This window comes from Congregibacter variabilis (assembly GCF_045689235.1).
Taxonomy (GTDB): Bacteria; Pseudomonadota; Gammaproteobacteria; order Pseudomonadales; family Halieaceae; genus Congregibacter; species Congregibacter variabilis.
Map to the genome: position 1 here is coordinate 1,977,837 of NZ_CP136864.1, position 25,876 is coordinate 2,003,712.

The 25,876-nt window shown below is 56.2% G+C and carries 22 protein-coding genes and 2 tRNA genes; 3 read left to right on the forward strand and 21 right to left on the reverse strand.

The window, feature by feature from the left end; all coding sequences use genetic code 11:
* Positions 1-13: 13 nt before the first annotated feature.
* From pnp to rlmE, 15 genes are all read right to left on the reverse strand, one after another.
* Positions 14-2,146 carry a polyribonucleotide nucleotidyltransferase gene (gene pnp / locus R0135_RS08705; RefSeq protein ID WP_407346425.1) on the reverse strand — a complete coding sequence of 711 codons (2,133 nt, stop codon included), beginning with the start codon at positions 2,144-2,146 and terminating at the stop codon, positions 14-16.
* Between the two features lie 58 nt (positions 2,147-2,204).
* Complete coding sequence (rpsO, locus tag R0135_RS08710; protein WP_009024586.1) at positions 2,205-2,474, reverse strand: 30S ribosomal protein S15; 270 nt, start codon at positions 2,472-2,474, stop codon at positions 2,205-2,207.
* Between the two features lie 197 nt (positions 2,475-2,671).
* Positions 2,672-3,601 (reverse strand): tRNA pseudouridine(55) synthase TruB, encoded by a 930-nt coding sequence (gene truB, locus R0135_RS08715; RefSeq protein WP_407346427.1) that lies wholly within the window; start codon positions 3,599-3,601, stop codon positions 2,672-2,674.
* Between the two features lie 2 nt (positions 3,602-3,603).
* Complete coding sequence (gene rbfA / locus R0135_RS08720) at positions 3,604-4,032, reverse strand: 30S ribosome-binding factor RbfA (RefSeq protein ID WP_407346428.1); 429 nt, start codon at positions 4,030-4,032, stop codon at positions 3,604-3,606.
* Positions 4,033-4,059: 27 nt separating this feature from the next.
* Entirely contained in the window at positions 4,060-6,687 is a 2,628-nt protein-coding gene (gene infB, locus R0135_RS08725; protein WP_407346429.1) for a translation initiation factor IF-2, read from the reverse strand.
* Between the two features lie 51 nt (positions 6,688-6,738).
* Positions 6,739-8,232: a transcription termination factor NusA gene (nusA, locus tag R0135_RS08730; protein ID WP_407346430.1), complete on the reverse strand. Its 1,494-nt coding sequence runs from the start codon at positions 8,230-8,232 to the stop codon at positions 6,739-6,741.
* A gap of 37 nt (positions 8,233-8,269) precedes the next feature.
* Positions 8,270-8,725, reverse strand: coding sequence for a ribosome maturation factor RimP (rimP, locus tag R0135_RS08735; protein ID WP_407346431.1), 456 nt, complete (start codon positions 8,723-8,725; stop codon positions 8,270-8,272).
* Positions 8,726-8,858: 133 nt separating this feature from the next.
* Positions 8,859-8,935: transfer RNA gene (locus R0135_RS08740), tRNA-Met, on the reverse strand.
* Positions 8,936-9,144: 209 nt separating this feature from the next.
* Positions 9,145-9,230, reverse strand: a tRNA-Leu gene (locus R0135_RS08745).
* Positions 9,231-9,236: 6 nt separating this feature from the next.
* The gene (gene secG, locus R0135_RS08750; RefSeq protein WP_407346433.1) at positions 9,237-9,689 is read right to left on the reverse strand and encodes a preprotein translocase subunit SecG; all 453 of its coding nucleotides are present in this window, start codon (positions 9,687-9,689) and stop codon (positions 9,237-9,239) included.
* Between the two features lie 58 nt (positions 9,690-9,747).
* Positions 9,748-10,488: a triose-phosphate isomerase gene (tpiA, locus tag R0135_RS08755; RefSeq protein ID WP_407346434.1), complete on the reverse strand. Its 741-nt coding sequence runs from the start codon at positions 10,486-10,488 to the stop codon at positions 9,748-9,750.
* Between the two features lie 130 nt (positions 10,489-10,618).
* Positions 10,619-11,974: a phosphoglucosamine mutase gene (gene glmM / locus R0135_RS08760; RefSeq protein ID WP_407346435.1), complete on the reverse strand. Its 1,356-nt coding sequence runs from the start codon at positions 11,972-11,974 to the stop codon at positions 10,619-10,621.
* Complete coding sequence (folP, locus tag R0135_RS08765) at positions 11,971-12,771, reverse strand: dihydropteroate synthase (protein ID WP_407349894.1); 801 nt, start codon at positions 12,769-12,771, stop codon at positions 11,971-11,973. The genes glmM and folP overlap by 4 nt, the downstream gene beginning before the upstream one ends.
* A gap of 101 nt (positions 12,772-12,872) precedes the next feature.
* Positions 12,873-14,795, reverse strand: coding sequence for an ATP-dependent zinc metalloprotease FtsH (gene ftsH / locus R0135_RS08770; protein ID WP_407349896.1), 1,923 nt, complete (start codon positions 14,793-14,795; stop codon positions 12,873-12,875).
* Positions 14,796-14,988: 193 nt separating this feature from the next.
* On the reverse strand, positions 14,989-15,627 hold the full coding sequence (rlmE, locus tag R0135_RS08775) for a 23S rRNA (uridine(2552)-2'-O)-methyltransferase RlmE (protein WP_407346436.1): 639 nt from the start codon (positions 15,625-15,627) through the stop codon (positions 14,989-14,991).
* Positions 15,628-15,731: 104 nt separating this feature from the next.
* On the opposite strand from rlmE, the gene R0135_RS08780 reads away from it, so the two are divergent.
* Positions 15,732-16,040, forward strand: coding sequence for a YhbY family RNA-binding protein (locus tag R0135_RS08780; protein ID WP_407346437.1), 309 nt, complete (start codon positions 15,732-15,734; stop codon positions 16,038-16,040).
* A 28-nt stretch (positions 16,041-16,068) separates the two neighbouring features.
* Here the strand turns inward: R0135_RS08780 and greA are convergent, their stop codons facing one another.
* Genes greA through carA form a run of 3 tightly spaced genes read right to left on the reverse strand, consistent with a single transcriptional unit; the run spans position 16,069 to position 20,904 of the window.
* Positions 16,069-16,545, reverse strand: coding sequence for a transcription elongation factor GreA (greA, locus tag R0135_RS08785; protein WP_407346438.1), 477 nt, complete (start codon positions 16,543-16,545; stop codon positions 16,069-16,071).
* Positions 16,545-19,763, reverse strand: coding sequence for a carbamoyl-phosphate synthase large subunit (carB, locus tag R0135_RS08790; protein WP_407346439.1), 3,219 nt, complete (start codon positions 19,761-19,763; stop codon positions 16,545-16,547). The genes greA and carB overlap by 1 nt, the downstream gene beginning before the upstream one ends.
* A 4-nt stretch (positions 19,764-19,767) precedes the next feature.
* A complete protein-coding gene (gene carA / locus R0135_RS08795; protein ID WP_407346440.1) occupies positions 19,768-20,904 on the reverse strand; it encodes a glutamine-hydrolyzing carbamoyl-phosphate synthase small subunit in 1,137 nt (378 codons plus the stop codon).
* A gap of 272 nt (positions 20,905-21,176) precedes the next feature.
* Between carA and R0135_RS08800 the strand changes: the two genes are divergently transcribed.
* The gene (locus R0135_RS08800; protein ID WP_407346441.1) at positions 21,177-22,007 is read left to right on the forward strand and encodes an SDR family NAD(P)-dependent oxidoreductase; all 831 of its coding nucleotides are present in this window, start codon (positions 21,177-21,179) and stop codon (positions 22,005-22,007) included.
* Positions 22,004-23,194, forward strand: a complete 1,191-nt coding sequence (locus R0135_RS08805; RefSeq protein WP_407346442.1) for an MFS transporter — start codon at positions 22,004-22,006, stop codon at positions 23,192-23,194. The genes R0135_RS08800 and R0135_RS08805 overlap by 4 nt, the downstream gene beginning before the upstream one ends.
* On the opposite strand, the gene R0135_RS08810 is transcribed toward R0135_RS08805, so the two are convergent.
* Genes R0135_RS08810 through R0135_RS08820 form a run of 3 tightly spaced genes read right to left on the reverse strand, consistent with a single transcriptional unit; the run spans position 23,191 to position 25,798 of the window.
* Entirely contained in the window at positions 23,191-23,631 is a 441-nt protein-coding gene (locus tag R0135_RS08810; RefSeq protein ID WP_407346443.1) for an acyl-CoA thioesterase, read from the reverse strand. The two genes, R0135_RS08805 and R0135_RS08810, sit on opposite strands and share 4 nt — an antisense overlap.
* A 12-nt stretch (positions 23,632-23,643) precedes the next feature.
* Positions 23,644-24,810 carry an iron-containing alcohol dehydrogenase gene (locus R0135_RS08815; protein WP_407346444.1) on the reverse strand — a complete coding sequence of 389 codons (1,167 nt, stop codon included), beginning with the start codon at positions 24,808-24,810 and terminating at the stop codon, positions 23,644-23,646.
* A gap of 7 nt (positions 24,811-24,817) precedes the next feature.
* Positions 24,818-25,798: an NADPH:quinone oxidoreductase family protein gene (locus tag R0135_RS08820; RefSeq protein WP_407346445.1), complete on the reverse strand. Its 981-nt coding sequence runs from the start codon at positions 25,796-25,798 to the stop codon at positions 24,818-24,820.
* Between the last annotated feature and the right edge of the window lie 78 nt (positions 25,799-25,876).

Below are 25,876 nucleotides of genomic sequence, written 5' to 3' on the forward strand. Positions count from 1 at the left end.
GCAAGACGGGCGATCAGTCGTCGCTCGCTGCTTCTGCAGGGGCAGCTTCTGCAGGCGAAGCTTCATCTTCAAGCAGTTCCTTGATAGACAGCTTGATACGACCGCGCTGATCTACATCCAGAACCTTAACGCGCACTTCCTGACCTTCACTTAAGTGGTCAGAAACATTCTCTACGCGCTCATTGGCGATCTGCGAGATATGCAGCAGTCCATCTTTGCCGGGGAGGATGTTAACGAAAGCGCCAAAGTCGACGATCCGCTCAACCTTACCGGTATAGATAGCACCGACTTCTGCCTCGGCAGTGATCTCTTCGATCATCGCGACAGCTTTGTCACGTGACGCTTGGTCCTGACCGAATACACGGACAGTGCCATCGTCTTCGATATCTACTGTAGCTCCGGAGTGCTCAGTGATGGAGCGAATCATCGCACCACCCTTACCAATGATGTCGCGAATCTTGTCGGAATCAACCTTCAAGGTCACCATGCTTGGCGCATTCTCGGAGGTTACCGTACGCGGTGCAGCCAGCACAGCGTTCATCTGACCGAGGATGTGCAGACGAGCCTGCATAGCCTGCTCGAGCGCAATCTCCATGATCTGCTCAGTGATGCCTTCGATCTTGATATCCATCTGCAGGGCAGTTACGCCGTTAGCCGTACCAGCGACTTTAAAGTCCATGTCGCCGAGGTGATCTTCGTCACCCAGAATGTCTGTGAGAACAGCAAACTGATTGCCTTCTTTCACAAGACCCATGGCAATACCAGCAACCGGTGCCTTTAGAGGTACACCTGCAGTCATCATCGCCAGAGAACCTACACACACCGATGCCATCGAGCTTGAACCGTTTGACTCGGTGATCTCTGAGACAACGCGAATAGTGTATGGAAACTCTTCCAGATCCGGCAGTACCGCAGCAAGGCCACGACGAGCCAAACGACCATGACCGATCTCTCGGCGACTGGTGAAGCCAACACGCCCTGCTTCGCCTACTGAATAAGGAGGGAAGTTATAGTGCAGCATGAACGGATCGCGACGTTCGCCTTCCAGCGCATCAATGATTTGTGAATCACGGGTAGAACCCAGAGTCACAGCACCGATAGCCTGAGTTTCGCCACGGGTAAACAGGGCGGAACCGTGAGCTTTTGCCAGAACATCAACTTCGCAGGCAATTTGACGCACAGTGCGTGTATCACGACCATCAATACGCGGCTCACCGGAAATGATGCGCTTGCGAACCAGGGACTTTTCAACTTTCTTGAAGTAGTCCTTGACCAGGTCGGCACTGGGGCCGTCCTCTACCGCCAGCTGTGCAACACAAGATTCACGAATCTCACCGACTCGGGCGTAACGTTCAGACTTGTCAGTAATTCGGTAGGCTTCGCCAAGATCGTCCTTCACTTTGTCATCAACAGCGCTAAGCAGCGCTTCGTCAACGGCAGGTGCTTCCCAATTCCAGCTTGGCTTGCCAGCTTCTGCAACAAGTTCCTGCACCGCTTTGATAACGACCTGCATTTCCTGATGGGCGAACAAAACCGCGCCCAGCATCTGATCTTCAGTCAACTGGTCAGCCTGCGACTCAACCATGAGTACCGCATCTTCAGTACCAGCAACAACCATCTCAAGCTTGCTGCTAGGGAGCTGGTCATACGTGGGGTTAAGAATGTAACCCTCGGCATCGTTGAAGCCCACTCGAGCAGCACCGATAGGCCCGTTAAAGGGGCAACCAGAAATTGCCAGGGCAGCAGAAGTACCAATCATTGCAGGGATATCTGGATCGATATGCTTATCCGCAGACATAACGGTACAAATTACCTGTACCTCATTCATGAAGCCATTAGGAAACAGCGGACGAATAGGACGGTCGATCAGACGTGAGGTCAGTGTCTCTTTTTCACTGGGGCGTGCTTCACGCTTGAAAAAACCACCGGGGATCTTGCCCACAGAATAGGCTTTCTCGATGTAGTGCACAGCCAGCGGGAAGAAGTCGCGTCCTTCGCGAGCTGTCTTCTCAGCGACAACGGTCACCAGAACACTGGTGTTTTCGACAGTAACAAGCACGGCGCCACTCGCCTGACGGGCGATGCGGCCTGTTTCCAGCGTGACGGTCTGACCGCCATACTGAAAGGTTTTAGTAACTGGGTTCACAATTTTTCTCCAATTCAAAATAAAACGACCGGGGCCAAGGCCCCGGTCGCATCAGCGATTAGCGGCGTAGGCCGAGTCGCTTGATCAGTTCAGCGTAGCGCGCTGAATCTTTGCGCTTGAGGTAATCCAGCAGATTCCTGCGCTGGTTAACCATACGGATCAGACCGCGGCGCGAGTGATGGTCCTGCTTATGGGACTCAAAGTGACCACGAAGCTGCTCAATATTTGCGGTAAGCAGGGCAACCTGCACTTCCGGAGAGCCGGTATCACCTTCGCTAAGTTGGTAGTCGCGGACGATTTCCGCTTTACGTTCTGCATTCAAAGCCATTTCAATTTCCTTGTAATAACCTGCACAGGCCAACACATGATCCAGCACCTGCCGCAATAAACGGCTTTAGTGAGCTAACTGCTGCGGCTTTGTGCCCGCAGCGATCAAGGTCAACCAACCTAAAAAAGAGCCTGCCCGTGCAGATTTACAGACAGGTTCTCGTCAACGTCCATTGGACACACGCTATAAATAGCCCTTTATCCACCGCTGACAACCAGGCGACGGGGCGCAACACGCCCGTCGTCCAGAATTTCACCAAGCCCCAGAAACTCACCGGTCTCTAAAGCGACGCGCACCATACCATCACGGGGCGCATTTGGCACTAGCACCGGCTGCCCCTGACGGAGGTAAAACCCACTGGATTCGGGCAGCGTAAGCAACGGCATATGCGCCACCGCGGTGTCCGTGGGCTTAAGAAAAGCATCCATAGCCACCAAATTCTGGCTACCGTGAAGGGCTTCCAGGGCCGGCATCGTGACACACTCTGCCAGTTCGAACGGGCCCGCTTTTGTTCGTCGCAAAGCGGTGACATGCCCTCCGACGCCCAGTGCCTCGCCAAGGTCCATTGCCAGAGACCGCACGTAGGTGCCTTTGCTGCAAAGGATGCGAACATCCACTTCAGCGCGCACACCGGGCCGAAACGCCAACACCTCCAGGGACATGATGGTCACCGGGCGAGGCTGTCTCTCAACCTCTATCCCAGCTCGCGCTAATTTATACAGCGGCTGACCATCGCGTTTAATCGCCGAGTACATGGGAGGCAGCTGCGCAATAGGCCCGCGAAGCGCCTCCAAAGCCTGCTCAATCTGCGACAAATCTAAATCTGAAGCATCGGCTTCGCTGACTGTTTCACCTTCAGAATCGCCGGTCTGTGTGCTTCGGCCCAGACAAAAAGTGCTGTCATAGCCTTTATCTGCATCCAGAAGATACTGCGAAAACTTCGTGGCCTCACCAAAACACAGGGGCAATACGCCAGTCGCCAAAGGGTCCAGGCTACCCGTGTGTCCGGCCTTAGCCGCGCTGTACAACCACTTGCAGCGCTGCAAAGCCTGATTGGAGCTCATCCCCAGAGGTTTATCTAAAAGAAGAATGCCGGATAGTGCTCGACCACGGCGCCGTCGCGCCACGCTTAAGGTGCCTCGCCCTGATCGTCTGCGCTTTGGCCGGAATCGGCATCTTCTTTGTCGGCGTAACGACGGTCGTCCGCTGATCTGGCGCGATGTATCAGCGCCTCAAGATCGCGACCGCGACCTATGCTCGCGTCAAAGACAAAGCGCAGTTTAGGCACACTACGCATGGACGCATCACGAGCAAGGGCTGAACGCAAGAAACCCGCCGCTTTATTCAGGACATCCGTAGAAGGCTTGGCCTCTTCGGCGGTGTCACAACCCAGCAGCGTAAAGTGCACGCGAGCATGGGAAATATCCCTGCTCACGTCCACAGCGGTAATACTTACCATCCCCAGACGGGGATCGCGCACCTCGCGCTGAATAATCAGCGCAAGTTCACGACGCAGATAATCACCCACGCGCTCTGTGCGACTAAACTCTTTGGCCATAGCGCTAACGCTAGCTGCGACAGACTCTTAGAGACTGCGCGCTATCTCGCGTACCTCAAAGACTTCAATCTGGTCACCCACTTTGACATCGGTGTAGTTCTTTACGCCGATACCACACTCAACACCATTGCGGACCTCGTTAGCGTCATCCTTAAAGCGACGCAGTGACTCCAGCTCGCCCTGGTATATGACGACGTTGTCGCGCAGCACACGGATGGGCTTGGAACGGTATACCGTGCCTTCGGTCACCATACAGCCAGCAATCTGACCAAACTTTGGCGAACGGAACACATCCCGAACCTCTGCGATACCAACGATTTCCTCGCGCATTTCTGGAGGCAACATGCCTGACAGCGCCTGCTTAACGTCATCGATCAAATCATAAATAACGTTGTAGTAACGCAGGTCTATGCCCTCGGCTTCAACCAACCGTCGTGCAGAAGCATCCGCTCGCACATTGAAACCAAACACAACGGCCTCAGATGTCATCGCAAGGTTGATGTCCGTTTCGGCGATTCCGCCGACGCCACCGGACACGATATTGACCTGCACCTCGTCATTGCCAAGTTCAAGCAGTGCCGATTGCAGCGCCTCAAGGGAACCACGGACATCTGCTTTGACAACAACGTTGAGCGTCTTCTTCTCACCGGCAGTCATGCTTTCGAACATGTTATCGAGCTTGGCAGCCTGCTGACGCTGCAACTTGCTATCGCGCATCTTCTCCTGGCGGGAGTCCGCCAGGTCTCGAGCACGTTTCTCATTCTCGAGCACCGCAAACTGATCACCGGCATCCGGCGTTCCGTCCAGACCGAGAATCTCCACCGGAATACTGGGCCCTGCTTCTTCAATGGGCTGGCCATTTTCATCCAACATGGCGCGTACACGACCGTAATGCAGTCCCGCCAGGCAAATATCGCCCTGACGTAAAGTACCGCTTTGGATCAATAGTGTGGTCACCGGACCACGACCTTTGTCCAGGCGTGATTCGATGACGATACCCTGCGCAGGAACCTCTCGTGGGGCCTGAAGCTCAAGTAGCTCGGCCTGTAACAGAATCGCATCCAGCAGCGCATCAACGCCGTCGCCCGTCAACGCTGAAACAGGCACAAACTGATGCTCACCGCCCCATTCTTCTGGCACAACTTCTTTTGCGGAGAGTTCGTTCTTCACCCGATCAGGGTCAGCGCCCTCTTTATCCATTTTGTTAACGGCCACGATCAGCGGCACGCCCGCTGCCTTGGCATGTTGCACCGCCTCAACAGTCTGCGGCATCACGCCATCGTCAGCTGCGACGACCAGAATCACGATGTCTGTGCTCTTCGCGCCTCGCGCCCGCATTGCAGTAAACGCTGCGTGCCCCGGCGTATCAAGGAAAGTGATCATGCCGTGGTCTGTGTCTACGTGGTACGCGCCAATGTGCTGGGTAATACCGCCGGCTTCGCCCGAGGCGACTTTCGCTTTACGAATGTAATCAAGAAGCGATGTCTTACCGTGATCAACGTGCCCCATTACAGTAACTACCGGCGCTCTGGGCATCAGTTCGCCTTCATGCATAGCCAGTGCTTCGTTGAGGTTATCCTCAAGCGCATCGGCACTTACAAACTTCACTGAGTGACCCAACTCTTCGACAACCAGTGTCGCGGTGTCCTGATCGATCATCTGATTGATGTTGGCCATTACACCCAGCTTCATCAGCTCCTTGATCACGGCGCCTGACTTCACTGACATCTGCTGAGCGAGTCCGCCCACTGAGATCATGTCTGCGAGCTCTACTTCATAGACCTTTCTTGCTGTTGGCATTTCGAATCCATGCTTGCCGTGCTCTTCGTGAGTGGACTTGCCCTTGCGACGGCCACCACGGCGACGTGGCGATCCCGACTCAGCGGCCTCCAGATCGGATAGCGACAGGTTGTGTCCTCGGTGCTTACCGCGCCCAAGAGGCTCTGAACCTACCCGCCCGCGAGACTTCTTCTTGCGTGGCTCTTCACGACCCGGCGCGGCGGGAGCATCATGCAAGCGCTTTGGCTTGCGTGCTGCATCGACGCTCGGTGCCGATCGGGGAGTTGCCGCAGCTTCTGCTTCCTTGCGCTCGGCCTCAGCCTTGCGCGCAGCGATTGCTGCTTCTCGGGCAGCAGCCTCTTCTTCTTCGCGCTTCTTACGGCGTGCAGCGGCGCGCTGACGGAGCACCTCAGGATCCAGGTCTTTCTCATCTTCCGGCTCAGGCTCTGGCTCGGGCTCAGGAGCGGGCTCTGGCTCCGGCGCAGGCACTTCAGCTACTACAACCTCTTCTACCGGTGGCTCTTCAACAAGCTCATCCGAAGCCGCGGCTGGAAGCTCTTCGCCTTCTTCCTCAACAGCATCACGCTTCACATAGGTGCGCTTCTTGCGCACTTCTACGTTGACGGTTTTCTTACCCTGAGAACCTCCAGCACGCAGGGTGCTGATGGTCTTGCGCTTTAAAGTGATGCGCTTGGGGGCTGCCGTGGACTCACCATGACTGGCTTTGAGGAACGCCAGCAGCGTTTGCTTGTCCTCATCAGACACGGCCTGTTCTGCCGCACTATGAGGCAAACCCGCATCTTTCATCTGCGCCAATAGACGATCTACCGATGCGCCTACTGTTTCCGCCAGTTGCTCTACTGTTACCTGCGCCATCGCGCTGTCTCCTTGTGACCTGTTAACCCTGTTTCAATACCAAACGGGTAATCAGGCCGACTCTTCCTCGAACCAAGGCGCGCGAGCAGTCATAATCAGCTCACCAGCACGCTCTTCGGTCATATCTTCTATATCCATTAACTCGTCTACGCCCTGTTCTGCCAGGTCTTCCATGGTCACGATGCCGCGACTGGAGAGAATAAAGGCGAGATGACGGTCCATGCCGTCCATGCCAAGCAGATCTTCGGCGGGCTCTTGCGCCCCCAGCTCTTCTTCAGACGCAATGGCCAGAGTCAAGAGTGCATCCTTGGCTCGAGCACGCAGCTCTTCTGCAATGTCCTCGTCAAAACCATCGATAGACGTCATTTCTTCCAGGGGGACGTAGGCCACTTCCTCCAGGGTAGTGAAACCCTCATCGACCAAGATACCTGCGACGTCCTCATCGACATCCAACTTATCCATAAACGTCTGAATCACCTGACCGGCTTCAGCTTCCTGCTTCTCTACGGCCTCATCAACACTCATCACATTGATGGTCCAGCCGGTAAGCTCACTGGCAAGGCGCACGTTCTGACCCGCGCGACCAATGGCCTGAGCAAGATTATCCTCGGCTACCGCAACGTCCATGGTGCCGCTTTCTTCGTCAACAACAATGGACTCGACTTCTGCGGGTGACATTGCGTTGATCACCAACTGCGCCGGATTGTCATCCCAAAGAACGATATCGACGCGCTCGTTATCCAACTCATTGGAGACAGCTTGCACACGCGACCCGCGCATGCCCACACAGGCCCCTACCGGATCGATGCGCTGGTCATTGGTTTTTACGGCAATCTTCGCGCGGGATCCCGGATCTCGAGCAGCACTGCGAATTTGGATGACTTCTTCAGAAATTTCGGGCACTTCGATCTTGAACAGCTCAATGAGCATTTCCGGGCAGGCGCGGCTGAGAATCAACTGGGGACCCCGAGTCTCCGTACTGATCTCCTTCAGGATGGCGCGCACTCGATCGTTGATGCGGAATGTTTCCCGACCCACCAACTGCTCCCGCGGCAGCAATCCCTCGGCATTGCTGCCAAGGTCCACGATCACGTTATCGCGGGTAACCTTCTTGACCGTGCCGGCAATCAATTCACCAACGCGGTTTTCGTACTGCTCAACGACCTGGGCTCGCTCCGCGTCACGTACTTTTTGTACGATAACCTGCTTAGCGGTTTGAGCGGCAATACGTCCGAAACCAACGTTCTCTACCTTCTCCTGATACACATCCCCGGGTTTGAGCGACTCGTCCTGCTCGATAGCCTCTTCGGTTGTGAACTGCGTGCCCAGCAGCGCCAACTCGTCATCAGGCACCACCAACCAGCGACGCACAGTCTCATAATCGCCGGTCTCACGATCAATTGTGACTTCAATGTCGGCGTCTTCGTCGTATCGCTTCTTGGTGGCCATGGCCAGCGCGGACTCTATGGCCTCAAAGATAATGTCCTCGGACACACCTTTTTCGTTTGATACCGCTTCCGCTACCAGCAATATTTCTTTTGTCATCGCTCTTAAACCTCGTAACAACAACCTCGGGGGTTGCTCATATACGCAGCGTCAACTGCGCCCGGTCCACGTCGCCGTAAGGCAACAAATACTCGTGGTCATCCACGAGCAACACAATATCTCCATCTTCGACACCCCGAAGGATGCCTTTAAATTTGCGCCGCCCCTCAAAGGGACTCCGCAAACGTAGCTCTATCTCTTCGCCAACATAGGCGAGGTATTGCTCGAGCCTAAACAGACGCCGATCAACCCCGGGAGAAGAAACCTCCAAAAGGTACTCACCGCTGATGGGCTCTTCCACATCAAGTACGGCTCCCACCTGCTCGCTCACCGCGGCACAGTCGGTAACCTGCACGCCGTTTTCAGACTCTATATAAAGCCTCAAAACGCTATGCTTGCCCTGAATAAGGTACTCAGTACCCCACAGTTCAAAGCCCAAAGCCTCGACCGTTGGTGCGAGCAATGCCTGCAGCTTGTTTTCTTTTGCACTCATCGCTTGCCTCCTCTATTCGAGCCTTCAGCTATCTGGCGTCACGTCACCAATACAAACGCGAAGCCAATAAAAAAGCCCCAAAAGGGGCTTTTTTATTCACATCGTCGGTCATTGGAGCTGACGATGTTGTCGTTGGTAGCGGGGGCCGGATTTGAACCGACGACCTTCGGGTTATGAGCCCGACGAGCTACCAGGCTGCTCCACCCCGCATCAAAACTTTTCTCTGCGTGCCCAATATAAAGCTGCTGTTGCTTAGCTTTACCATCTGACTCGCGGGACACTCCCTTAAGCTGCCCCCGTGAGAGGCCGCGTATTATAGGTGCGACCAACACGTCACGCAAGCGCTACGAGCTTGCTCTGCCCAGATAGGGCAATAAAGAGTCAGTAAACGCCAATCAAAAAACGCTACTAACAAACAATGGTGCCGAAGGGGGGACTTGAACCCCCACGCGCATAGCGCACTACCCCCTCAAGATAGCGTGTCTACCAATTCCACCACTTCGGCAAATATCTACTGAGGCTGAGGAAGATCCTCTTGCACAGCCTCTTGATCGACTCCGAAACCCTCAGCACTCATTGCTGGCATGCTGTCATCCACTACGGGAAGATCGCTCTCGGTCGCCGGGCGCATATCATCCACAGCTTCGATGTCTGCGTCCAGTGTTACGGGCGCGGAATTTGTCGGAACCGGTATGGCAAACTCATCAACAGTTGTGGTCTTATTCTTGGCGATCACTGCCAGCCCAAAGCTTGTCACGAAAAACAAAGTCACCATCCATGCGGTAGCGCGAGTCAGCACGTTACCGCTGCCGGTGCTACCAAACACAGTCTGGGATGCTCCCGCACCAAAAGATGCGCCTGCGTCTGCGCCCTTACCCTGCTGCAGGATGATCAAGCCGATAATCGCCAGCGACAGCAACAAATGCGTCACCAATACCAGCTGTTCAATCAATTGCGCACTCATGTCCTAAACCTCATTGCAGACGCGGCCAATCCGCTGTCTGCTGTTGTATTCTCGCCGCTCAAGCAGCACACACAATGGCGGCAAACGCTTCGGCATCCAGAGACGCACCACCAACAAGCGCCCCATCAATATCGGCTTGAGCAAACAGCTCCGCCGCATTACCAGCCTTAACACTACCCCCATAAAGGAGTCGCAACCCCGAAGCATGGGTCGCATCCAGGCCGGTCACTACGTCCCGAATGAACGCGTGCATATCTTGGGCCTGTTCCGGCGAGGCCGTTAAGCCCGTGCCAATAGCCCAAACCGGCTCATAAGCTATAGCCAGTCCCTGCAAATCAGGCAAGTCACCCAGTGCACCCAACAACTGCGCCTTGACTACGTCCTGTGCTTCCCCGGTCTCTCGCTGCTCCTGGGTTTCGCCTACGCACAACACCGGTGTAAGTCCTGCACGCTGCGCCATGCTGAGCTTTGCTGCCACCAATGCATCAGATTCCTGATGATACTGACGACGCTCCGAATGACCCACAATGACCCACTGACAGCCACAATCATCAAGCATCTCTGCCGACACTTCCCCGGTATAAGCGCCTTCTGCAATATGACTGCAGTCCTGGCCGCCCAACATCACGTCACTGGAACGAAGCAACTCCGCCAGCTGCCCCAGATAAGCAAAAGGAGGACAGAGCACGCACTCGGCGCGATGCTCTTCCAGCAACCCCAGAAAAGCCTCAACGAGAGCCTGATTAAAGGCGCGCTTTCCGTGCATTTTCCAGTTGGCAATTACCAGCGGCTGTCGCATAGCTACAAGCTCCGCGTCGCGAGGGCGCGCAATACTACCCAAGCTGCCTGCTCGGGGCAAGACAAGCTGTCAACTGAGAACAACAAAAGAGTGCGCTGACTCTTACGAAGATCGAGTCCGCTGGCATCGCTCACTTGGAAGCCATGACGCTTTCAACGGTGTCAGCAAGGGAGCGACAGAGGCGGTTCACCTGCCCCTCATCGCGCCCTTCGACCATTACCCGGATCACTGGCTCAGTGCCGGAAGGCCGCAAAAGGACACGCCCAGCATCACCGAGCTCCTGCTCCACCTGCGCTACCGCGTCGATAATGCTGGGCTCGGCTTCGACGTTTACACCGGGGATCACCCGCACGTTGATCATAGTTTGAGGGAACAGTGGCACCTCAACCAAAACATCCCGAAGGCTGCGGCCAGCGCTGCGCAGGGCTCTGAGTACCTGTAAAGACGATACGATGCCATCGCCGGTAGTCGTCACGTCAGAGCAGATAATGTGTCCCGAGGATTCGCCGCCTAAGTGCCAGGACTGCGCCTCCATCATTTCACGCACATAGCGGTCGCCTACTTTTGCACGCACAAATTGTAGCCCCTGGTCTTTGAGCGCTATCTCCAGCCCCAGGTTGGACATCAAAGTACCCACCACCCCCGCGTCTGAGGTGCCTTCCTGCAAACGATGCATGGCAATAACATAAAGCAATTGATCGCCGTCGACCGTTGCCCCCTTACCGTCGACAAACAGCACCCTGTCACCATCGCCATCGTAGGCTATACCCAGATCGCAGTTCTGCTTTAGCACTGTCTCGGCCAGAGTATCCATATGCGTGGAACCCACGCCTTCATTAATGTTAAAGCCATCAGGGGACACTCCAATGGAAATCACCTCGGCGCCTAACTCGGACAGCACACTCGGAGCAATGTGATAGGTCGCCCCATGGGCGCAATCCATGGCGATACGCAGCCCGCGAAGGCTGAATCCCTCGGGCACTGTGGCTTTGCAAAATTCAATATAGCGACCGGCCGCGTCTACGAGTCGCTGCACCTTGCCAATATCGTGGGACTCAACACAGCTTAGGGGTAGATCCAGCTCGGCCTCAATCGCAAGCTCGATCTCATCCGGTAACTTGGATCCCGTTGCGGAGAAAAACTTTATGCCGTTGTCAAAGTAGGGATTGTGCGATGCACTAATGACAATGCCCGCGTCGGCGTTTTGCGTACGGGTCATCAGTGCTACCGCGGGTGTCGGCATTGGCCCCAGGAGCTTTACATCTACCCCCGCAGCGACCAGTCCGGCCTCCAGCGCTGACTCAAACATATACCCCGATACTCGGGTGTCCTTGCCAATGATGACACTACAGCGACCCTGCTCCGCCATAAGGCGAGTAAATACTCTTCCGCAGGCCCAGCCAAGCTTGAGCACAAAGTCCGGAGTAATAGGTGACTCCCCAACCAGACCGCGAATGCCGTCGGTGCCAAAAAAACGTTTTTTCATGGGGTATGAACATTCCTTACTGCTTCGAGGATACGCAACACGTCCGCCGTTTCGGCAACGTCATGAACGCGCAAGATTGACGCGCCGTTTTGAGCCGCCAGCATCGCCAGGGCGAGACTTCCCGGAAGACGATCATCGATCTCGCGGCCGGTGAGTTTAGCAATCAGTGACTTGCGTGATAAGCCCGCCATCACAGGAAAGCCCATGCCAGCCAAGAGGTCCAACCGGGCGAGCAAGCTGAGATTGTGCTCAAGCGTCTTGCCGAATCCAAATCCGGGATCAATCACTATCTGGGATCTGGGCACGCCCGCGCTAACGCAAGCGCTTACGCGTAGCTCAAGAAAGCCCTGAACCTCTGTCAGCACATCTTGATATTGCGGCGCCTGCTGCATCGTATTGGGCTGGCCTTGCATGTGCATCAGACAAAGAGGCAAGCCAAGCTCCGCGGCCGCCTCGAGCGCTCCGTCTCGCGCAAAAGCCCTAACGTCATTGAGCAAGCCCGCTCCCGCAGATGCCGCGGCCCGCATCACTGCCGGCGTACTGCTATCAAGAGATAGCACCGCGTCGCATTCACGACTCAGTGCCTCAAAGACCGGCAGCACTCGATCCAACTCCTGCTGCTCTGACACGGGTGTAGCACCGGGCCGCGTTGACTCCCCACCAATATCGAGAATGCTTGCGCCGGCATCGACCATGGCGACAGCCTCACGGCACAGGGCGTCAAGGTCCGCGCGGCCGTCAACCAGCCAGCGGCCACCATCAGAAAAGGAATCGGGAGTGATATTAAGAACGCCCATGATAATGGGCGTGGAGAGATCAAGAACGGTGCCAGCGCAGCGCAAAGATGCGCCGGCACTCTCTGAAGGCTTCAAAATACCGCGTCGAACTATGTCGAGTTTTAGTGCTCGCCCGCGGGACCGCCAATGGGACCACTGCGATCAGCCGTATCCGACCCGGCAACGGAGGACGAACCCGAACCGCTGTCGCCATCGTTGTTAGACCAATCCGCTGGCTCGCGTGGCGTACGGCCTTCCATAATGTCGTCGATTTGATCGGCATCGATTGTCTCGTAGTGCATCAAGGCGTCAGACATCACGTGCAGTTTATCGACGTGCTCTTCCAGAATGTCCTGGGCCTTGCGATAGCACTCGTCAATGATCCGACGTACTTCAGCATCAATTTGCTTCGCCGTCTCATCGGACATTCCCTTGCTTCCGGAGGCTCCACCGCGCCCCAGGAACATCTCGTCACCGCCCTCGTCGTAAAGCAATGGCCCCATTTTTTCGGACAGGCCCCACTTGGTGACCATATTTCTGGCGATCTCGGTAGCGCGCTGGATATCATTGGATGCGCCCGTGGTAATACCGTCCGGGCCCAGGGTCATTTCTTCGGCTATGCGACCGCCAAACAAGCTACAAATTTGCCCGATGATGTGCCTGCGACTGTGCGAGTAACGATCTTCTTCAGGCAGGAACATCGTGACGCCAAGGGCGCGCCCCCGGGGAATAATGCTTACTTTATAGACGGGGTCGTGCTCAGGAATGATACGCCCGACAATCGCGTGTCCCGCTTCGTGGTAGGCAGTATTGCGCTTCTCGTCTTCGGACATAACCATCGACTTGCGCTCAGCGCCCATCATGATTTTGTCCTTGGCAAGTTCAAACTGCGTCATGCCTACCGTGCGAATTCCGGTCCGCGCCGCAAAAAGCGCTGCCTCATTGACGAGGTTTGCAAGGTCAGCACCCGAGAAACCCGGCGTACCTCGCGCAATTTTTGATGCCTCGACATCTTCTGCGAGCGGCACTTTGCGCATGTGCACCTTTAGAATTTGTTCGCGGCCGCGAATATCAGGCAGACCTACAACCACCTGCCGATCAAAGCGGCCGGGGCGCAGCAGCGCAGGATCAAGTACATCGGGACGGTTGGTTGCCGCGATCACAATAACGCCATCGTTCACCTCGAAACCGTCCATCTCCACCAGCAGCTGGTTAAGCGTTTGCTCGCGCTCATCGTTCCCGCCACCCATACCGGCGCCCCGGTGACGACCCACTGCATCGATCTCGTCGATGAAAATAATACAGGGAGCCTGCTTCTTGGCCTGGTCAAACATATCGCGCACCCGCGACGCGCCCACACCGACAAACATCTCCACAAAGTCAGAGCCCGAGATGGAAAAGAAGGGCACTTTAGCCTCGCCGGCGATAGCCTTGGCAAGCAGCGTCTTACCGGTACCTGGCTGCCCCACCATCAACACACCGCGGGGGATCCGCCCACCTAATTTTTGAAACTTGCCGGGATCGCGCAGAAATTCAACCAGCTCCTTAACGTCTTCCTTCGCTTCATCAACGCCGGCGACATCCGCAAAGGTCGTGGTGATCTGATCCTCGCCCAGCAGCTTCGCCTTACTCTTACCGAAACTCATCGGGCCACCACGGCCACCCGCACCGCCCTGCATCTGGCGCATAAAGAACATAAACACCGCGATGATGATGAGTATGGGGAAACTCGCCACCAGCAGCTGCGTCCACACGCTTTGCTGCTCTGGCTCCCGCCCTTCGACCTCTACCTGGTGTGTAAGCAGGTCGTCGATAAGCTTGGGATCTTCAACCATGGGTCGCGTCGTTTCGAAATAGGACCCATCAAAACGCTCGCCCGCAATGGTCAGGCCGTCAATGGTGACCTTGCGAATCTGGTCACGCTGAATCTCCTGAATAAACTCGGAGTACACCACCCGCTCTGTGGGGGTCTGCATGCTGAAGTTGTTAAAAATCGACAGCAGTACTGCAGCTATTACCAACCACAAAAGCAGATTTTTGGCCATATCGTTCAAAATTGTTACCTCGTTGCTGCGGCGTTTTGAAGGGCCGCTGAACCTGCAAAAATTACCGACATCTAATCGTCGACTGCCGGAGCACTTCTGCGCGCCGCCGGGCGACCTCGCCCTATTACCGCCGGTCTACCAGTATAGCTGTTTTTACGACACAAACGCCTGTCTGGGCCGCCGTAACCACTGACTAACTATCACCAGGGTTTGCCAGACGACCCCGCGCCACCAGATATACCTCTCGGGAGCGCGGCCTGGATGCCGTCGGCTTGCGCGTCAAAACCTTGTCAAACTGCTCACGAGTCGCTTTGAACAGCTCATCAAAACCCTCACCCTGAAACACCTTGGTCACAAAAACGCCACCGGGTGCCAGAACACGGCAGGCCATATCCAGAGCGAGCTCCACCAAATAGATGGACTTTGGCTGATCAACCGCACTCACTCCACTCATGTTGGGGGCCATATCAGAAATTACAAGGTCCACTGGTTTTCCGCCCAACTCCGCCAAAATACGCTCAAATACCGCGTTCTCCGTGAAATCTCCTTCAACGAAGTCGACCCCCGCTATACTATCCATCGGCAGTATGTCAGACGCGATCACCTGCCCCCGGTCTCCTACAAGACCGGCCGCTACCTGAGACCAGCCTCCGGGGGCGCTGCCCAGGTCTAAAACGGTCATACCGGGACGAATCAGCCTTTCACGCTCCTGCAGCTCCAGCAGTTTGTAACAGGCGCGGGACCGATACCCGTCCCGCTGCGCCTGCTGCACGTAGGGGTCCTCCCGGTGCTCTCGCAACCATGCTTTACTACTGGACCGTTTTTTAACCATGGCCTATTCTCAAACTCTCTGTCTATGGCGTACGCGCGATTTGGGTCCCACCGGAACTGTAGTGTAGACTCCGCGCCCCGCTGACTTCTTCGGTTTACCCTAGCATGACCCGCAAAACCAACACCCGCCAACTCCGTGCCATAGGCCACAAACTTAACCCGGTAGTAACCATCGCCGGAAACGGACTCAGTGAGTCGGTACAACAGGAGCTTGACCGCGCACTCAATGACCACGAACTCATCAAGGTGAAATTTGCGGTGGGCAGTCGTGAGGCACGCGACGAGGTACTTGCGCAGTTACTTAAGGACAGCAAAGCCGAGCTGGTTCAACGCATTGGCAACACAGCTCTGTTACTGCGACACAGCGCCCAACCAGACCCTAAAAAATCTAATTTGCTGCGAGTGCTCGCTTAAACAAGACAGCCGCAAACGCAGTGCGCTGCTACAGGTGGCGCACCTGATCAATTTCGTATTCCCGATCACCACCGGGAGCACGCACCACCACCACATCTCCCTCTTCTTTGCCAATCAAAGCGCGTGCGATGGGTGAATTCACAGATATCAAATTCAGCTTGGCGTCGGCCTCATCATCACCAACGATGCGGTAGGTCACCACGTCGTCGTTCTCCACATTAATCAGATCTACCGTAACCCCAAAAATGACCTTGCCCGTGCAGGGAATAGCAGTCACATCAATGACCTGGGCATGGGAGAGCTTGCCTTCGATATCCATAATCCGCCCCTCGGCGAAGCTTTGCTGCTCCCGGGCGGCGTGATACTCGGCGTTCTCCTTGAGGTCGCCATGTTCTCGAGCCTCGGCAATTGCCTGCACAATCCGCGGGCGATCGACCTTCTTCAGCTGATCAAGTTCTGCGCGCAAGGCCTGCTCGCCCTGCGCCGTCATCGGCACCTTACTCATTAATGCATGCTCCTGTGGAGATCCTGAAGACGGCGCACCGTCTTATCCCCTTCTCGCTGCAGGGTCAGGCATATAGCTTCGGCCGCAGCAAGAGTTGTTGTGTAAAACACCCGGTGTGCTTCTGCACTGGCGCGAATGGGTGCCGAATCGGCAATCGCCCGGCGTCCTTCGGTGGTGTTAATAATAATGTCTGCTTCGTCGTTCTTGATCATATCGACGATATGCGGTCGCCCTTCGAGAACTTTTTTCACCCGGCGAACCTCAAGACCCGCAAGCTCCAGCGCATCTGCGGTACCTCCGGTAGCCGCAAGCTTAAAGCCGAGATCGACCATCTGCCGTGCAAAGACTACCGCACCCGGTTTGTCGACATCCCTGACACTGATGAGCAGGGTGCCGCTGCGCGGAGGAGGATCGCCGGCGGCAAGCTGGGCCTTGGCAAAAGCATCCGCAAAGCTATCACCGGTACCCATAACCTCACCCGTAGATTTCATCTCCGGTCCGAGAATGGGATCCACGCCCGGAAACTTGTTAAACGGCATGACCGCTTCTTTCACGCTAAAGAAGTCGGGAACAATCTCTGCAGTGAAACCCTGATCCACCAGGCTTACCCCAGCCATACAGCGCGCTGCGATTTTCGCCAGCGAGGTGCCAATGCACTTGGACACAAAGGGCACCGTGCGCGACGCTCGAGGGTTCACCTCAATGACATAGATTTTTTCGTCCTGCCAGGCCAGCTGCACGTTCATCAAGCCTTTCACACCCAGCGCCAGCGCCATCTGTCTGACCTGCTCGCGCATCTGGTCCTGCACGTCCGCCGGCAGGCTATAGGGCGGCAATGAGCAGGCCGAATCTCCCGAATGCACGCCCGCTTGCTCGATGTGCTGCATGATGGCGCCGATAACGACCTGCTCACCATCTGACACCGCATCGATATCGACCTCTATGGCCGCACTCAAAAAGCTGTCCAGAAGCACCGGAGACTCATCACTCACTGACACGGCTTCGCGCATATAGCGCAGCAGGTCTTCTTCGCGATACACAATCTCCATGGCGCGACCGCCCAGTACATAGGAGGGGCGTACGACCAGGGGATAACCGATAGTCCGGGCCGCTTCGATAGCCTGTTCAACGCTGCGTACCGTCGTATTCGCCGGCTGCAGCAGCCCAAGATCCTGAATGAGATGCTGAAAGCGCTCTCGATCCTCAGCCCGATCAATGGCATCCGGTGTCGTGCCGATAATAGGCACCCCTGCGGCCTCTAAGGCACGCGCCAACTTCAACGGTGTCTGGCCGCCAAACTGCACGATCACACCCTCGGGCTGCTCCTTGGCAACAATCTCGAGCACGTCCTCCAGGGTCACAGGCTCAAAGTACAGCCGGTCCGAGGTATCGTAATCCGTGGAGACCGTCTCGGGATTACAGTTGACCATGATGGTTTCGTAACCATCCTCGCGCATCGCCAGCACTGCGTGAACACAGCAGTAGTCAAATTCAATGCCCTGGCCGATACGGTTTGGCCCGCCACCGATCACCAGAATCTTGGGACGGTCCGTAGGCTCTGCCTCGCACTCTTCATCGTAGGTTGAATACATGTAGGCAGTACTGGAGGCGAACTCCGCCGCGCAGGTATCCACGCGCTTGTAGACTGGTCGAATATCCAGCCCCTGGCGATGCTCTCGCACCGAGGTCTCGCTCACGCCCAACAACGCCGCCAGCCGTCGGTCCGCAAAGCCCTTGCGCTTGAGGCGATAGAGCCGCTCTTTCGTCAAATCATTCAGGGTGCCGGCGGTAATCGCCGCTTCGTCGCGAACAATGTCTTCCATCTGAACCAGATACCAGGGGTCCACACCCGAGTGTCGATAAACCTCATCCACGGTCATACCCAGACGGAAAGCATCGGCTATATGCCAAATACGATCAGCCCCGGGATTAATCAGCTCGCTGATCAGTTCATCGCTGGGCTCGGTATCATCCGGGCCCAGGCGGGATTCCAGTCCCGATGCACCGACCTCAAGGCCGCGCAAAGCTTTCTGAAGCGACTCCTGGAAGTTGCGACCGATAGCCATGACCTCACCGACGGACTTCATCTGCGTGGTCAGGCGAGCGTCCGCCGCGTTGAATTTCTCAAAGGCAAAGCGCGGTATTTTTGTGACTACGTAGTCTATGGCAGGCTCAAAGGAGGCAGGCGTTGCTCCACCGGTAATGTCATTCTTGAGTTCATCCAGGGTGTAGCCAATAGCCAGCTTGGCCGCGACCTTGGCGATGGGGAAACCCGTAGCCTTGGAAGCCAGCGCCGAGGATCGCGACACCCGGGGGTTCATCTCAATCACCACCATACGACCGGTGTTGGGGCAGACGCCAAACTGTACGTTGGAGCCGCCAGTTTCCACGCCTATCTCACGCAGCACCGCCAAAGAGGCGTTACGCATGATCTGATATTCCTTGTCCGTGAGCGTCTGAGCCGGTGCCACCGTGATCGAGTCACCCGTATGTACACCCATGGCATCGAAGTTTTCGATGGCGCAAATGATGATGCAATTGTCCTTTCGATCACGAACCACCTCCATCTCATACTCTTTCCAGCCAATAAGCGACTCGTCGATCAGCAGCTCAGAGGTCGGCGAGAGATCCAGGCCTCGCAGGCAAATTTCTTCAAATTCTTCGCGGTTGTAGGCGATACCACCACCCGATCCACCCATGGTGAACGACGGTCGAATAATGCAAGGAAAGCCCAGCTTTTCCAGCACCGCATGCGCCTCGTCCATGGAGCGTGCAAAAGAGGCCCGGGGCGTCTCAAGCCCAATCCGCTTCATGGCCTTGTCAAACAGTTCGCGATCTTCGGCCATATCAATGGCTTCTTTGGTCGCGCCGATCATTTCAACGCCGTTGGCCTCAAGCACGCCCTCGCGCGCCAGATCCAAAGCGCAGTTGAGTGCTGTCTGGCCACCCATGGTGGGTAGTAAGGCATCAGGCTTTTCGACTTCGATAATTCGCGCAACAGTGCGCCATTCAATGGGCTCTATGTAGGTTGCATCGGCCATTGAGGGGTCGGTCATGATCGTCGCTGGATTCGAGTTCACCAGGATCACTCGATACCCTTCTTCTCGCAGCGCCTTACAAGCCTGCGCTCCCGAGTAGTCAAACTCACAAGCCTGACCGATCACAATGGGGCCGGCGCCAATGATGAGAATACTTTTAATGTCTGTGCGCTTTGGCATGTGCTTATCCTGCCTGTTGCTGGATCAGGCTGATGAAATGATCGAAGAGCACACTGGGCTCGTGAGGTCCGGGACTAGCCTCGGGGTGCCCCTGAAAACTGAAAGCCGGCTTATCCGTGCGCTCAATACCCTGCAGCGTGCCGTCAAACAGCGAACGATGGGTCACGCTCAAACAATCTGGTAGTGCCTCGTCATTGACGGCAAATCCGTGGTTTTGGCTGGTAATCATCACCCGACCATCGCGCAGATCCTGCACCGGATGATTGGCACCGTGATGGCCGAATTTCATTTTGAGGGTCTTGGCACCGCTGGCAAGCGCCAGCAATTGATGCCCCAGGCAAATACCAAATAAGGGTATGCCGGTCTCCAGCAATTCAGTAATTGCTGCGATGGCGTAATCGCAGGGCTCGGGGTCTCCCGGGCCGTTGGAAAGGAAGACACCGTCGGGGTTCAAGGCCAATACCTCGCTGGCGGGCGTCTGTGCCGGCACAACCGTGAGACGGCAGCCGCGATCAGCGAGCATGCGAAGAATATTGCGCTTAACCCCAAAATCGTAGGCCACGACATGCCAGGGCATGTCTTCGGCCGCGGGGTCCGTAAAGCCCTCTCCCAGCTGCCAGGTTCCGGCGGTCCAGGCGTAACTTTCGGATGTGGAAACTTCCTTTGCCAGATCCATGCCTTTGAGTCCCGCAAACTCCCGGGCCATAGCCAGAGCGACGTCAGTATCAGGACTATCGGTGGCCATGAGGCAGCCATTTTGGGCACCTTTGTCACGCAGCACCCGGGTCAGCCTCCGCGTATCAATCTGGGCAATACCCACCACGCCGCGCTCTCGAAGATAATCATCCAGCGCCTGGGTGTTACGAAAATTGCTCGCCAGCAGGGGAAGGTCACGTATCACCAAGCCCGAGGCCCAGATTTGCGACGACTCCTCGTCCTCGGCATTGGTGCCTGTATTACCAATGTGTGGATAGGTCAGCGTGACAATCTGACGAGCGTAGGAAGGGTCCGTAAGGATTTCCTGATAACCAGTCATAGCCGTATTGAACACGACCTCGCCAACGGAGGTAGCAGTAGCGCCGATGGATATTCCGTGAAAGACGCTACCGTCTTCGAGAACCAGAATTGCAGGACGGGTCAATCGTTCCTCCAGGGGCGCTGGCACGGTGCTCACACGCTCAAAAAAAAGCGAGATGAGTGGCTCTCATCTCGCTTTTCTTGGCTTGTCAATGTACGTTAATGCCGGCAGCTCAGAATTATGTGTGGTCAAAGGGCACGCCGGACTTGCAGTCCAGTCGTGGTGGCACAGTGTACGAAATCACCTGTTTTGTGTCCATATAGATTATCCACAAACTAAGTGCCCGCTGAGCTCACTGCGCCTATCATAGCCACTTAGTCGCACGGACCCCTCAAATGAACTATTTCGCTAACAAGCATGCCGTAATTACGGGTGCTGGCTCCGGTATTGGTCGGGCGCTCGCGCAACAGCTTAACGCTGCTGGCTGCCATCTTTACCTTTCGGACATTGATGACCATGGCCTTAGCGCCACCATAGCGAGCCTGTCTAACACCGATGCCTCCTCCACGGGCAGCATAGTTGACGTCGCAGACGCCGATGCGATGAACCGTTGGGCGGCCGTTGTCAGCCAAACAACGAAAGAACTCCATCTCGTGGTTAACAACGCGGGCGTTGATTTAATGGCCTCTGCACAGCAAACGACTCTAGAGGACTTTCATTGGCTGATGAACATCAACTTTTGGGGCGTGGTGCACGGCTGTGATGCTTTTGTTCCCGCCCTGGCAGCATCGGCGCAAAGCCATCTTGTGAACATTTCATCCGTGTTCGGGCTCATAGCAGTCCCCAATCAGTCCGCTTACAACGCGGCCAAGTTCGCAGTGCGTGGATACAGCGAGTCCCTGCGCCAGGAACTGGATCTTGCAAACAGCCCCATAAAGCTGTGCTGCGTGCACCCCGGAGGTGTAGATACCAATATTGCCCGGCGTGCGCGCAATATGGATCCCAACGCGACCGCCGAGTCGCAACAGGAGATGTTTGCACCGCATGTGCGAACCAGCGCCGATGAAGCGGCAAGGCGCATTCTGCGCTCAGCAAAGAAAGGCCAAAAGCGGCTTCTTATCGGCAGCGATGCACGATTTATCGACTGGATTGTGAGGCTGTTTCCCACGGCTTACGCGCGATTCTTTCCCAGCGACGTGACAAATAGCGTCGCGGGCACCCCATGACCGAAACGCTCACGCGTAGGCAGTTGCTGGTGCTGATTGCGGCACTCATGGCAACTGGCATCGGCCAATCTTTGGTCTTTGCCATCCTGGCGCCGCTGGGTCGCGAGGTTGATCTTGCTGAAGTTCAGATCACCTCAATTATTGCGCTCTCTGCACTGGTGTTTGCCGTGGCCTCTCCTTATTGGGGAAGACTGTCTGACAAAGTGGGTCGCAAGCCAGTCATTCTCATTGGCCTTATTGGCTATACGGTAGGCACGCTGTTGTTTACATCGGTGTTTATGGCAGGACTCACCGGGGTACTGTCCGGACTATCGCTCTACGCGGTAGCGCTCGTTGTACGCTGCAGCCAGTCAGTGGTCATGTCAGCCACCAGTCCATCGACCACAGCCTACGCCGCAGACAGCACGAGTACCGCCGAACGCACGGCGGCCATGGCAAAGCTGGGGACCGCAAACAGTCTGGGCATGATTCTTGGGCCCGCCGTGAGTGGTGCGCTGGCAACGCTGGGACTCCTGGCGCCGCTGTACTTTGCCGGCGCTTTGGCGGCTGCGGCTGCCATATTGGTGTGGCGGGCGCTACCGAGCATCCCGGCACCACAACGACACAGCCATGACCGCCCGCGACGCATGCGCTTTTTGGACGTTCGTATTCGGCGATATGCCCTCACGGCTATCGCCTTGTTCACCGGCTTCTCAGCGATTCAGCAAACTCTGGGGTTTCAGCTACAGGATCAACTATCACTGACCGGCGTGGAAACAGCTCAGTACACGGGCGCAGCGTTGATGGTCTCGGCGGTATTTACCTTCATTGTGCAGGTGACGGCCATGCAGCGCCTGAAGCTGCCACCGCACATCTTTGTGCGAACCGGTTTGGGCTGTATGGCGCTAGGGTCATTGCTGATCGCTGGCTTTGCTAACTTCACGATGCTGGCATCCGGCATGGCCTTACTGGGCACTGGTCTGGGCTTGTCCATGCCAGCGATCACCGCCGGTGCTTCCATCGCCGTCAGCTCACAGGAACAAGGCGGCGCGGCGGGAGTCATTTCGGCCTGCCCTGCGGTGGGTTTTGTCAGTGGGCCGATCATCGGAGGGTTGCTGTATCCGCTAGCGCCCTTTGGCCCGGCGCTGTTCTCTACGCTGGTATTCGCCGGCACCATCGCCTTCTTGTATGGCACCTCAAAACGCTAGCTCGAAGCGGCTATCGCAGCGAGGGCCTCTCGCATCTTTGGGGGAATCGGCACCGGCCGACTGCTAGCTCTATCAACAAAGACGTGGGTGAACGTGCCATTGGCGCAGGCCAGATCAGCACCTTCGCGAAAAATACCAATACCGTACTGCACAGAGCTGTTTCCAAGACGGTCGACACGCAGCGCACCCTGCAAAACCTCGGGATACGCCACCGGGGTGTAGTAATCACAACCCGAATTCACCACCAGCCCCACGGTATCGCCGTCATGAATATTCAGGCCACCCTCGTCAATGAGATAACGATTGGCTACGGAATCGAAGTAGCTGTAATAGATAACATTGTTAACGTGCCCATAAATGTCATTGTCCGACCAGCGTGTGGTGATCACTGTAAACCACGGATAGTCCTGGCGCGATGGAGCTTCTGCTTTAGACATGTTCGTGTCCCACTATAGCGACCCGCGAAATGCAGAGCGATAGATACCAAGCGCATCGTCGTAGCCTACATCTCGGGGATTATTCACAAGTAGCCGCGTTTGCAGCATCGCATCCTGGGCCAATGTCTCCAGACTATTTTCTCGGACACCCGCATCACTGAGCGTTGCGGGCAAAGACAAGTCAGCAATCACCGTCTCAAGTGCCGCAATCAATGCTTCAGCCCTGGCCTCCTCGCTGCCCTCCACGGGCGCCCCCACCACCAGCTCTGCAAGCTCGGCATAAAGACCCGCCGCCTCGGGCAAGTTAAATCGAAGCACCGCCGGAAGAACCAGCGAGTTACTGAGGCCATGGGGAATGTGGTAATGCCCACCCAAAGGGTAGGCAAGCGCGTGCACCGCGGCGACCGGCGCGTTGGCAAAAGCCTGGCCGGCCTGCATAGCACCCAGGAGCATCGCTCCCCGGGCATCACGCTGGCGCCCATCGTGAACAGCGGTACGAATGTTTCGAGACAATAAGCTAAGTGCGCTGCGTGCCAGATTGTCAGATACGGGGTTCTTCTTGATCTTGGACGTGTAGGCCTCGATGGCGTGCACCATGGCATCAACGCCGGTCATCGCGGTAATTTTCGGTGGAAGGCCCAAGGTAAGATCGGCGTCAAGAACAGCGATGTCGGGTAGCAAAACTGCTGAGCTCACACCAGCCTTGGTCGTTTCACCGGTGGTAATAACCGCTACCGGCGTAACTTCGGATCCGGTTCCCGCGGTGGTGGGAACCAGGATAAGAGGCAACCGCCCCCCCGAGACTTGTTCTACGCCGTACATATCAGCAAGCGGCTGATCGCTACACAACAGCGCCGCCGCAACCTTTGCCACATCCATGGAGCTACCACCGCCTACGGCTACTACACCATCAGCACCGGCAGCCTTTCCTGCAGCCGCCGCTGCGAGCACAACCGCTTCCGGTGGATCCTCGCTGACTTTGGCAAAAAGCGTCACTGACACACCCGCCGAGCCCAAGGCATCCTGTACCGGACCTATAAGCCCAATGGACACCAGACCCGGATCGGTAACGAGCAGTACGTTTTGCACGCCAAGGTTTTCGCAATGCGCGGCGAGATTCAGAGCCTCGCCATTGCCACTCACTACGCTCGCAACAGTTTTAAAAGTAAATGGCTGCATGACGCGCTTACTCCATGGTCAGGATGACCTTACCTCGGGCTAAGCGCCCAGTCATAACATCATAGGCTTTTTGGTAGTCTTCCAAAGCGAAGACATCGTTGATAGCAGGCTTGAGCTTACCTTCGGCAAACAGACTCCAGAGCTCTTTGATATTCTGCAGGTGCACGGCAGGCTCTTCGGCAATAAAACGCCCCCAGAATACTCCAACGATCGAACACCCCTTGAGCAGTGCGAGATTCAAGGGGATCTCGGGTATGGGCCCGCTCGCAAATCCAATGACCAGATAGCGACCATTCCACGCCATACCGCGCAGCGCAGGTTCTGCGTAGTCGCCGCCCACGGGGTCATAGACAACGTCCACACCCTTGCCGCCGGTCAATTCTTTTACCGTCTGCTTAAGGTCCTGCTCGCTGTAATTAATCGTCTCGTGGGCACCCAACTCCCGGCACATAGCGAGCTTCTCTTCTGAGCTTGCCGCAGCAATAACTTTGGCACCCATTAGCTTGCCCAGCTCAACTGCGGTGGAGCCTACTCCTCCGGCGGCACCCAGAACCAGAAGAGTCTCTCCTTCCTTAAGGTCCGCACGCTGCTTCAGCGCGTGGTAGGAGGTAAAATACGTCATGGCAACGCCCGCAGCCTGCTTAAAATCCAGTCCTTCGGGCATGGGCATTACAGCATGCTGATCCACGGCGATCTGATCACGGAAGCAACCGCTACCGGTCATCGCAATCACCTTGTCACCGACCTTGTAACGATCGACGCCCTCACCAACCGAAAGCACGACGCCCGCGCACTCTCCACCGGGAGAGAACGGCATATCGGGTTGAAACTGGTACTTACCCTGAATAATCAGCACGTCTGGGAAGTTAAGACCCGCTGCCTTGATATCGATAACGACCTGTCCAGCCTCGGCCGTGGGCTCTGGATGATCGGTGGCAAGCTGCAACTTGTCAGCCATTCCATATTCGGTACACAGTAATGCGCGCATCTCTAACTCTCCTTAACTGGTCTTTTATGTTCGTACATATACCTACGCCTAAGCGTCGACGCAGGAGGCAGAGTGGGC